15 protein-coding genes are annotated in these 9,053 nt (G+C 52.7%); 2 read left to right on the top strand and 13 right to left on the bottom strand.

Features of this window, described 5'->3' with window-relative positions; genetic code table 11:
- Positions 1–346 (bottom strand): hypothetical protein (locus Q363_RS43320; RefSeq protein ID WP_211256412.1); only part of this gene is annotated, 346 nt, incomplete at its 3' end.
- A gap of 208 nt (positions 347–554) precedes the next feature.
- Positions 555–905 carry a hypothetical protein gene (locus tag Q363_RS28680; protein WP_157467772.1) on the bottom strand — a complete coding sequence of 117 codons (351 nt, stop codon included), beginning with the start codon at positions 903–905 and terminating at the stop codon, positions 555–557.
- A gap of 133 nt (positions 906–1,038) precedes the next feature.
- Here Q363_RS28680 and Q363_RS28675 point away from each other — a divergent pair, with 133 nt between their 5' ends.
- Positions 1,039–1,653 (top strand): DinB family protein, encoded by a 615-nt coding sequence (locus Q363_RS28675; protein WP_051979476.1) that lies wholly within the window; start codon positions 1,039–1,041, stop codon positions 1,651–1,653.
- Positions 1,654–1,760: 107 nt separating this feature from the next.
- Here Q363_RS28675 and Q363_RS28670 read toward each other — a convergent pair whose 3' ends face one another.
- Positions 1,761–2,297 carry a recombinase family protein gene (locus tag Q363_RS28670; protein ID WP_035357535.1) on the bottom strand — a complete coding sequence of 179 codons (537 nt, stop codon included), beginning with the start codon at positions 2,295–2,297 and terminating at the stop codon, positions 1,761–1,763.
- Between the two features lie 143 nt (positions 2,298–2,440).
- Positions 2,441–2,770 carry a hypothetical protein gene (locus Q363_RS28665; RefSeq protein ID WP_035357533.1) on the bottom strand — a complete coding sequence of 110 codons (330 nt, stop codon included), beginning with the start codon at positions 2,768–2,770 and terminating at the stop codon, positions 2,441–2,443.
- A 740-nt stretch (positions 2,771–3,510) separates the two neighbouring features.
- Here Q363_RS28665 and Q363_RS28660 point away from each other — a divergent pair.
- The gene (locus Q363_RS28660) at positions 3,511–4,896 is read left to right on the top strand and encodes a tyrosine-type recombinase/integrase (protein WP_051979475.1); all 1,386 of its coding nucleotides are present in this window, start codon (positions 3,511–3,513) and stop codon (positions 4,894–4,896) included.
- Here Q363_RS28660 and Q363_RS37605 read toward each other — a convergent pair.
- The 9 genes from Q363_RS37605 to Q363_RS43315 form a co-directional block, all read right to left on the bottom strand.
- Positions 4,859–5,521, bottom strand: coding sequence for a DUF6988 family protein (locus Q363_RS37605; RefSeq protein WP_035357530.1), 663 nt, complete (start codon positions 5,519–5,521; stop codon positions 4,859–4,861). The two genes, Q363_RS28660 and Q363_RS37605, sit on opposite strands and share 38 nt — an antisense overlap.
- A gap of 31 nt (positions 5,522–5,552) precedes the next feature.
- A complete protein-coding gene (locus Q363_RS28650) occupies positions 5,553–6,095 on the bottom strand; it encodes a hypothetical protein (protein ID WP_035357527.1) in 543 nt (180 codons plus the stop codon).
- The gene (locus Q363_RS28645) at positions 6,092–6,751 is read right to left on the bottom strand and encodes a recombinase family protein (protein ID WP_035357525.1); all 660 of its coding nucleotides are present in this window, start codon (positions 6,749–6,751) and stop codon (positions 6,092–6,094) included. The genes Q363_RS28650 and Q363_RS28645 overlap by 4 nt, the downstream gene beginning before the upstream one ends.
- Positions 6,752–6,971: 220 nt before the next feature.
- Positions 6,972–7,547 (bottom strand): hypothetical protein, encoded by a 576-nt coding sequence (locus Q363_RS28640; protein ID WP_035357521.1) that lies wholly within the window; start codon positions 7,545–7,547, stop codon positions 6,972–6,974.
- Positions 7,548–7,581: 34 nt separating this feature from the next.
- On the bottom strand, positions 7,582–7,806 hold the full coding sequence (locus Q363_RS28635; RefSeq protein WP_035357518.1) for a hypothetical protein: 225 nt from the start codon (positions 7,804–7,806) through the stop codon (positions 7,582–7,584).
- A gap of 36 nt (positions 7,807–7,842) precedes the next feature.
- Positions 7,843–7,977 carry a hypothetical protein gene (locus tag Q363_RS45700; RefSeq protein ID WP_281176099.1) on the bottom strand — a complete coding sequence of 45 codons (135 nt, stop codon included), beginning with the start codon at positions 7,975–7,977 and terminating at the stop codon, positions 7,843–7,845.
- Complete coding sequence (locus Q363_RS41470; RefSeq protein ID WP_157467771.1) at positions 7,974–8,126, bottom strand: hypothetical protein; 153 nt, start codon at positions 8,124–8,126, stop codon at positions 7,974–7,976. Before Q363_RS41470 ends, Q363_RS45700 begins: the two co-directional genes overlap by 4 nt.
- Before the next feature lie 40 nt (positions 8,127–8,166).
- Entirely contained in the window at positions 8,167–8,622 is a 456-nt protein-coding gene (locus Q363_RS28630) for a hypothetical protein (RefSeq protein WP_035357516.1), read from the bottom strand.
- A gap of 127 nt (positions 8,623–8,749) precedes the next feature.
- Positions 8,750–9,053, bottom strand: a 304-nt coding sequence (locus Q363_RS43315; RefSeq protein WP_211256411.1) for a hypothetical protein, incomplete at its 5' end; no start/stop codon positions are given.

Raw genomic sequence — 9,053 nt, 5'->3', positions numbered from 1 at the left:
CTAGTTGCCAACACGTATCGGCCCATGCAGGCACGGAAGAAGGAGATTCCAAAGGATGGGGGCAAGAAAGTCCGCATCCTTTCGATTCCCGCAATCCGTGATCGAGTGGTCCAGGGGGCGTTAAAGTGAGCGTACCGGGACATCCTTTACGTTTTAGACCGGAGACATGGTTTACAAGCCCCTTGCGGCGAAAGTGGCTCTGATTGCGGGTTTGCGGCGGGCTTTGCCGGTATTCAGATAGATGATAGTCGCCGTAGCCGTGGTAATGATTGGGAATCCCCGCAGGCATTTCCAAAGGGTGTGGGAAGGGTGGAAAGCCGGCTTCATGGATTTCCATGCTTTCCATGCCCTGGCATTTCCATGGCTTGTTTTTCGGCTAAAACACGTTTTGGGCACGTTGGAATTCGGTGCCATGCCAGTTGTGATGCGCAGGAAATGCAAGGTCGCCAAAGGAACCCGCGACACTCTTCCACTGGGCCCGTATTATCTAAATGGTAACTTCCGGCTTGGCGACATACCGGAAGTTGACGCTAAAATCTCGCGTGCAATAGGCATTATGGCTTCGGCGTCGCGTCCGGGACTCGCTCGAAGGTGTCCCTTCGAGTGCCGAAGATCACTGTGCCATGGTTTGGACTATCGAAGCTAAGCTGCATAACGTCATCCGTGAGGAAGAAGGATTGGGACGACGAGGTGAATAACTGTCTTGGTTCGCCGCCCCCGATAGAGAGTTGGAGAGATGCTTTGGCTTCCCTTATCTCTATGGCGGGACCATCCTTGATCTGGAACCTGCCGGTGAACTGGAGCTGCTCGGCGAGCGGCACGGAGACAAGGGTACGCTCCTGCGGGACGTAGTCAGGCCAGCCGTATTCGCAAGCGATGCTGCCCATGAGTTCGATATAGAGCACGGCCGTTGTCGCTGTTGGTCATGATAACTGCCCCTTCGCCGTTTTCATAAGCGAAGTAGATGCATTTATAGCGTGTGAAAGTCCTCACGGCGATTTCAGGCCGGGGTGTATGCTCTCTCCATTGGAGAAGCCTATGAAGACTGCTCTCATACCGATATTGGTTTTCCTTTCTGCTGCCGCGCTCAGTGCTCCGGCAAATTGTCAGACCGCAGACAAGGCTGCATCCAAAGCGGCATCGCAGGAACCGGAGATACCGAAGTCAATCTCCGAAAGCGTTGCCGGCACGCTGCAATATGCGGAAGGCGATCTACTCGGCCTTGCCGAAGCCATGCCCGAGGACAAATATTCATTCATTCCGACCAATGGGAAGTACGAAGGCGTGCGCAGCTTCGGCGAACAGATCAAGCATGTCGCCTGTGCACAGTTCGCTTTCTTCAACGAATTCGAGAGCAAGAACCCTCCCGACGATTGCGAGCGGGGCGGACACGATCCTGCGAGAACAAAGAGCGAGCTTCTCAAATACCTGAAGGATTCGTTCGATTACGGCAACCGCGTGCTCTCGACCCTGACGGCTCAGAACGCGCTCGATCGCATTGAAGGCCGCTACGCCGGCCCCAACACCAAACTCGGCATCGCCGTGGTTGCCGTCTGGCACATGGCCGACCACTATGGCCAGCTTGTCGAGTACCTGCGCATGAATGGCATTGTGCCGCCAGCGACGCAGAAATACGGATTGAAGGTGCGGTAGCAACGATGAAACAACAGCCCAAATTTGAAGGCCAAGGACGAATTTTCTGACCGGCTATGTCGGCATAGCGGAAGGGATGTATTGGGCGAATAGCGACAATTCGGAAGTTACCCTGTTACGAGAAGGCAGCGCATTTGCCAACCTCTGGCTCTGGACCAGTAACCATAAGGAGCACCACTCATCACGCTGACCTCACCCGACTGGGCCCGGTGCCGCTTACCGCGGCGCGATCGCTCCAGGATCTGAGCTCGTTCGTACTCCGCTATCATCCCCTGGAACTGCACCAGCAGTTGATCTTCCGCGCTGGAACCCTGCGGTGCTTTGACAAACAGCGTCTCGACTCCGTTGCGGGCCAGTTCCTCGATCAAGAGAATCTGGTACGCGTATTTGCGGCTCAGCCGGTCCGGCGCATACGCCAGCACTACCTGGATCTGTCCTTCGGCGGCAAGGTCCCTCACACGCTCGAGGGCCGGCCGCTCCAGCGTCGCTCCGCTATAGCCGTCATCTTCGAAGACCCACTCTTTGGGAACCTCCAGATCGTGATTTTTGGCGAACTCGATCAGCGACGCCGTCTGGCTCGCTATTGTCTTCGCCTCCCGCTGCTGCTCGGACGACACCCGCGCGTAGATCGCCGCTATCCTCATGTTCGAACTCCTTTACACTGCCGCCAATGGGACGCTCCCGAACGGGCACCAAAAGACTGTAGGCCTGGGCGAGCTTTGAATCGTGCAGGCGATCAAACACATAGTCAACGCGAACCTGAAGCGAGCCGTGCGTTTGGCGCGGCTCAGCCATGCCTCCTCTGAGTACTCAGAAACGCGGCCAACGCGCGTGTGACGATCGCTCCGATAGTCAGCCCACTGCTCCTCGCATAGGCCCGCAGAAGACGTGCTGTTCCCGCCGGGAGCTTGAGTGTGATCGGCACCGTAGCCTCGGAAACTTCGACCGGCCGGTTCAGCTGTGTCGCTTCCTCCAGGTACCGGTAGGCTTGACGCTCTGACAGGTCGAACTCTCGCGATAAGCGCTGCATTGCCTCGGGCAACGGAACATGGTCCAGCAGCATGGCGTAAGCGGCGTTCAGTTGCCGAGCCTTGTCCGCTTTGGTCGATCGAGCCATCTGTCATAAACATACTACCGCTTACGGCGCAGGTCAATTACTGGATGAATACCCCGCCAGCCCGTCACTACCCTCTCGAATTCAAAATTACCTTTTGTGTAAGGGGAGTGATAGGTCCTCCTTGAGGAGTTCCTTCTACGCTTGGGCTGATCAGCCCGTTTTCCATCACCCCGGCATTCAAGAACGCCCGGATGAGTTTCAGCAGCCGCCTGTCCTCGAAGCGCTTGGCGATCTGAGCCATCAGTTTGTCGTGATTGACTCACCTTGACCCGCCGTAATGCTTCCTTCAGGTTCTCTCGTTCAACGATCTCCTCCATCATTCGATCTGTTCTAGCGCGATTGGCTCAGTTGCTGTTGCCTGGATAAAACAGCGTCCCGCAACATCTCCCCCAGATTCCCCAACCCGTTGCGTAACACAGCCCCCGCTGAAGTCTCTGATAAAGCTGCGTCCAGCTTGACAGTCGTGAAGATAGGACTCCGTCACGATTCCAACGTAAACCATTGATAAGATTTGGCGTCCCCGACGGGATTCGAACCCGTGTTATCGCCGTGAAAGAGGGAATCAGGGTTCGTTGTTGGTAACCGTTGTTGGCAGTGTAATGGAACCTTGAATGGTGATATTGTCCAATAACGACGCTATGTTTACGTTGTTTGATTCCCTGAATAAGGGTGAAATCGTCCACAGAGATTTTTTGAAATTCGTGTCCGTCTTTTTGAAAAGTTTTTGATATGTTTAGGGCATGGCAAGACTCAAACCCAACCTGAAACTCGATACCCGGACGGCCCGCCGCTCCCTTACTGTCAGCCCGAAGCTTCACACCGCGAAGATTCAAACTGGCCTTGCCCTTGGCTACCGCAAAGGTGTGCGCGGAGGCTCATGGATTGCCAGAAGGCACGAAGGCGGCACCAAGTACAGCTTTGAGCCGTTGGGGGTAGCTGACGATCACACGGATGCTGACGGCATCGCCGTGCTGTCGTTCGATCAGGCTCAGGTGAAGGCAAGGGAGTGGGCTACGCGGAAGGTTGCCGAAGACGCCGGTGAAGTGGTCAGCGGCAAATACACCGTTGCTGACGCAATGGCCGACTACCTGAAGCATTTGGAACGTGAGAAGCGCAAGCCTGTGTACCGTACCAAATCAACGATTGATGCCCACATTCTGCCAGCGTTGGGGCATATTCAACTCGGTAAGCTCACACATGGCAAGGTGCAGGAGTGGCGCGATTCATTAGCTGACGGCTCACCGCGCAAGCGTACTGGTTTCGTCAAGGAAAAGGTCTGGTGCGTCCGTATGGTTCACGGCAAGCCAAAGGGCCAATATCGGATGCGCGTCACAGAAGCGAAGCTACCGTTGTCGCATGCGCACCGTGCAATTGATGACGACCCGGAAACACTCCGGAAGCGTCAAGCCACAGCAAACCGCATACTCACCGTGTTGAAAGCTGCATTGAACTACGCAAAGAAGAAGAAGCGGCGAGTGAGCACAGACAACGCTTGGAAAGATGTGGAACCGTTCAAGAAGGTTGACGTGCCGAAGGACCGGTTCCTTTCTGGGAATGAATTGAAAGTCTTCATCCCCGCATGTGGGCAAGACTTTCAAACGCTAGCAAAAGGCGCATTGGTTACAGGCGCGCGTTACGGTGAGTTAGCTGCAATGGATGTCGAGGACTTTAGCGAAAGCCAAGGTCAGGTGTTTATTGCGAAAAGCAAAAACGGGGAATCGCGCCATATTGATCTGAACGATGAAGGCGTCGCTTTCTTCAAACAACTGATGAAGGGCCGTAGCCCGAAAGACCGAATGTTCCTGAAGGCTGACGGCAATCCGTGGAAACAGTCAGAGCAACAACGGCCCATGAATGCCGCTTGCGAATCTGCCCACATTGAAGGCGTGACGTTCCATATATTGCGCCACACATACGCGAGTCACAGCGTTATGAACGGTATGCCTCTTGAAGTGCTGCAAAGGCAGCTTGGACACAAAGACCTACGCATTACCATGCGTCATTACGCGCACCTGTGCTCTGACTACAAGCAACAGTCTGTTCGTGCTCATGCTCCATCGTTCGGTTTTGCTGAAGCTGTTCCTGAGATTACGAAAGGGCCGGTGTTGGTACAACGTCGGGCTTAGGCTTCACATAATCGTCAAGCCATTGTTCCAAAGCTGAGGCTTTGTCTTGAAGACCCATGTTGCGGTAGATAGCTGGTAAAAGGCCAATTGAAATGGTCGCTGAAAGTTGTAAAAGGGACGCGATCATCTCGTCTGGATAGGTCGGGAAAATGTTGCCGTCGTCGCGGAAGCGATGGCCCAATTGTTCCAAGCCAGAATGCGTAAAGCCATTCAATGCTCCCCATTGAGCGGCAATGCTTGAACACCAACCATCCAATCCATACCGTGTATCAAGTTCCGAAGCCATGTCTCGAAACTTGGGGAAAGGTTCCTTGCCGTCTTTAGCTATTGCTGTTACTTGCTCATCTGTTGCAATTAAATTTACCCACAATCCTCTGAAGGCCGTTTCAACTTGTGGGCGAAGTAAGGCAAATGCTGACCCTACCAGCTTTAGCCCAACAAGATTGATGATTGCGTGTTGGTGTTCAAGGGTGATGGAGACGTAAGCCAGAACCAAGTCAAAGCGGGGACTAGAGGGGAAGGGCGTTCCTTGTAGCTGCGACCAAATAAAGTCGTGAGAACTAATGCTGTACTGTTGTTGATTTGTAATTAAGGTCATGATTGAACCATTTATACACTTCTTCACTCGCTAAAACTCTCCGTGAAGCCACCACCAGCTAACCGTAAACCGGGTGGTAGTCTGACCAGCCATTAGCAAGACTTGATTTATAGATTTCTTCCGCTTTCTTCAACGCTAGTTCGGCAGCCTTGAATTCATATCGTTCACGGCTGACAGGTTGCTTTGCGAACGGTTTGACTCGCAATATATTGCCTTCAAACACCAGTACAAGGAAAGCGTCATTCTCAGAACGGGCAGCAATCTGTCGATAATGGCGTTGCGGGATGTCACTGTAAAGTGTCCACCTTCGGAGCAATTTTTTCGTCACAGGTTCATACTCGAAGCCTGCTGCTCTGAACTCTTTGACTCTCTCATTCACGTAGCGTTGTGCCTCTTCCCAGATATCGAAGTGTCCACGTGCAGTGTCAATGTCCCTACGTGAGACCACAGCGTTCTCGATAACAATGTCCTGTATTCGCACCTGATAGCGCATGACGGGTCCATGCACAATTTCAATTGTTCTGGCGATACGCTCTCTATCGTTTTCACGCACTAGGCGTTCTTCACTGAGAATCCCGGAGTCATCCATAGCGACCATCATAGATCGTTCCGCCCAACAATCTTGCTAATCGTTGAACCGAACCACTGCCCACCGTAGCGGGTTGCCATTCCGGCTGCATTCAACTGCTGCGCAACCATGTCCCAACTCAGGCCGGACACTCTGAGAGACTTGGCGCGGGCGATGACTTCAGATTCCCCAGGACGATCACCATAGGGCTTGCGGCCCTCACAGCGGCCCGTCTTGGCCTTTGCGCGTCGTCGTGCGCCTCTCAGCTTTGCTACCAGCGTTGACTTCTCATATTGGCTGACGACGCCGAATAGCTGACGCACCATGACCCGGCTTGGGTCATCGCTGCAAAGGTCAGGTTCGGCAACACTCACCAGTTCAAAACCACCCCGCCGCAGGACGCCTATGAGTGTTTCCTGCACCATCAACTCTCGAGCCAGCCGGTTGACCGATTCAATCAACACGATGCGTGTACCGTTGGCTTGTAGCTCAGCAACCATTTGGTTGAAGGCCGGACGCTCTTCCATTCCTTTGGTGCCTGACACGCCCTCTTCCCGGTAGACCTTGACGACCTTGAGATTGTGGGCAGCAGCGTAGCGGGTTACCGCCTCAAGCTGGCGAGGGAAGCCGTCACCGTCGATCTGACCCTTGCCGCTGACTCTCAGGTACGCAAACGCTGTCTTGCTCATGCCCACATCATCAGGTCAGAGACGGTGGAATATCAAGCCAATTCTACGGAATTCGCTATATCACTGATTTCATTGAAAGGGTTAGTTCACAGAGGTTCGCCAGTGTCCGCAAAAAGAGAGGCTGTCTCAGCGAAGAGACAGCCCCGGCATAAGGAAATCCAAGTGTAGGATTGAGCTACTGTAGCCCACAATCACAGCATCTACGTTGCGAAATCTTCAGCTACGAGATAAAAAGTCCGTTTCCTGTCCTTACCTTAGCAACTCCGTTCAGAAACTCCAGTTGCCCGCGAACGTTCTTCGCCTCACCCAACGCCGCGTTTGCAGCAGCAATGGCCTCATTCTCAAGCATGGTCGCGTTGCGTATTGCTGTTGCGGCCATCGAATGCGCAAATGCAGCGTCATGGCACCGCTTTTTCGCTTGCTCAATCTGCTTTTCTCGCCCTGCTGTTTCAGCACGCGTTGATAAGCCAGTGTGCCGCGCTCCGTAGTGCAGTTGAGCAAGGGCGTTGTCTGCGCGGCGCATTTCATTTTCCGCATCGGCATGTGAGCGCATTGTTTCAAACGTTGCGTTGTGCAATTTCTCAGCGTTGGCCTTTAGATTCCTTGACGTTGTGATTAGTTCGTCAAGCTTGTCTTCAAGCGTTGCAATGTGAGTCTGTTTGTTTTGCGCCACAAGCTCGACATACCGTTTGCAAGCTTGAACAAGCGTATTGATAAGTTCGTGCTCCCCCATGCGGGCAAGCATCATCAAGTCAAACGCCTCTGTTCCCTCAATAACTTCTGCTGTTGCATTCATGGTTGTATCCCTTTGCTTGGTTGATGGTTGTTGGTTAGCGTTTCTGGAAATGCTTGAAGACAACGACGGGTGGCAACGGTTTTGGTTGCGTCCATTTCTGTTGTGGCAAAACGCGGCCATTGAAGCTATCAGTTGCAAAATAAGCAAAGTCGTCAATGCTCTCTGCGCTGGCCTGCAAGCCCACATGGTTGTGATTGGCTGCTTGCCTCACGGTCTGATGACTCATTACGAGTTGGCGCAACCGCTGTAGATCATTCATTGTTTTTCTCCTGTTGTTGAAGTCATGGTTATAGTCCTAAACGTCAATCACATCAGCAAGCTTTGGAATGGGAGGGGTTGGGGGTATCTTGGGTGAAATCTGCCTCTCCTTCACAGTCTGCCAAATAACATCCCTCAATTTCTGAAAATCAGTTTTCTTTAGATCGCTCATTGTTTTTCTCCTGTTGTTAGTGCTTTTAGTAGCTCGGCTAATTTCGTTCCTGAATTGTCGGAAACCGAAGCAAGAATGATTTCCGTCTCAGGCGTTGTTGTTCCTACTGCGGAATTTGCGAATGTTGTAAATAGCGTTTGAATTTTCATGTAGCGGTGCGTTCCATCTGCCAACGTCAAGCAAACGTTGTTACTGCCAACATTCGTTTGAAGTTTCTGTAAGCGTTTGTGTAATCCCTTCAACTCCCCCATTGTTCTCATTGGCTGATTTCCTCTCCAAGTCTTCAATTTTTTGTGCCAATTGCTCAATTGCACAAACCCTCAACGCTAATTCGATAAGCGCCTTGCTGCTGGACACTCTCGCCATGTCGGAACTGCCGGGATTGCCAGCGACCTCAATCAGTGTGCCGACGGCATTGAATGCTGACGCCTTCAATCGCTGAATTGCGCCATCTAGTAATTGATTCCTTGCGGCCTGCAACTCAGCAGCAAACTGTGGTTCATTGCTCCACCTGATTAGCGTGCTGTAACCAACACCAGATTCCCTTGCTGCATCTCGCATCGAAGGATTGGTAAGCAATGCGGCAATCGCCTGCTCTTTCAGTCGAACAGTCTTGCCGCGTTGAAATTTTCCGTTTGCTGTCACTTGATGTCTCCGATCTAGATAGCTGTCTTTCGCGTTCTAAGGCTGCTGGCGGGCTCGGTGAAGCTTGGATGAGGGGTAGATACCTTCTGCGTTCTAAGGGCCTCTCTACGGGCCTCTTGTCCGGCCTTTATTGCCGAGTGTTAGTTGTCAACGTCATCCACTCAACAGCTTCCGGCCCTAGTCCCTTAGCGATGTTTTCGGCAACCATGAATGCGTATAGCGAGGAAAGTAACTCAGGCTTTTCATGCGGGTTGGCAACAATAATCGTTCTTGCGGTTTCACGCCAAGCTACCCAACACGATATGCGCGGTGCGTTCTGGTATGGAACCAACGGGCCTAGTACTGTGACCGCTTGAATGAGTAGTTCAGTTTCAGGCGTGCCAGCTTCCTTGTGAACTTCCACTTGATGGTGATCTTGTGGCGGTTTGCAC

The organism is Edaphobacter aggregans DSM 19364, assembly GCF_000745965.1.
Taxonomy (GTDB): Bacteria; Acidobacteriota; Terriglobia; order Terriglobales; family Acidobacteriaceae; genus Edaphobacter; species Edaphobacter aggregans.
The sequence above is the reverse complement of the archived record's forward strand: the minus strand, read 5'-3'. Positions and strand labels throughout refer to the sequence as shown.

What these genes read in the sequence shown, in the direction of transcription:
- Q363_RS28640 (WP_035357521.1), bottom strand. Translation starts at nt 7,547, where the DNA reads ATGAATGCAACAGCAGAAGTTATTGAGGGAACAGAGGCGTTTGACTTG.
- Q363_RS28675 (WP_051979476.1), top strand. Translation starts at nt 1,039, where the DNA reads ATGAAGACTGCTCTCATACCGATATTGGTTTTCCTTTCTGCTGCCGCG.
- Q363_RS28650 (WP_035357527.1), bottom strand. Translation starts at nt 6,095, where the DNA reads ATGATGGTCGCTATGGATGACTCCGGGATTCTCAGTGAAGAACGCCTA.
- Q363_RS28645 (WP_035357525.1), bottom strand. Translation starts at nt 6,751, where the DNA reads ATGAGCAAGACAGCGTTTGCGTACCTGAGAGTCAGCGGCAAGGGTCAG.
- Q363_RS41470 (WP_157467771.1), bottom strand. Translation starts at nt 8,126, where the DNA reads ATGAAAATTCAAACGCTATTTACAACATTCGCAAATTCCGCAGTAGGA.
- Q363_RS28660 (WP_051979475.1), top strand. Translation starts at nt 3,511, where the DNA reads ATGGCAAGACTCAAACCCAACCTGAAACTCGATACCCGGACGGCCCGC.
- Q363_RS28635 (WP_035357518.1), bottom strand. Translation starts at nt 7,806, where the DNA reads ATGAATGATCTACAGCGGTTGCGCCAACTCGTAATGAGTCATCAGACC.
- Q363_RS28665 (WP_035357533.1), bottom strand. Translation starts at nt 2,770, where the DNA reads ATGGCTCGATCGACCAAAGCGGACAAGGCTCGGCAACTGAACGCCGCT.
- Q363_RS45700 (WP_281176099.1), bottom strand. Translation starts at nt 7,977, where the DNA reads ATGAGCGATCTAAAGAAAACTGATTTTCAGAAATTGAGGGATGTTATT.
- Q363_RS28670 (WP_035357535.1), bottom strand. Translation starts at nt 2,297, where the DNA reads ATGAGGATAGCGGCGATCTACGCGCGGGTGTCGTCCGAGCAGCAGCGG.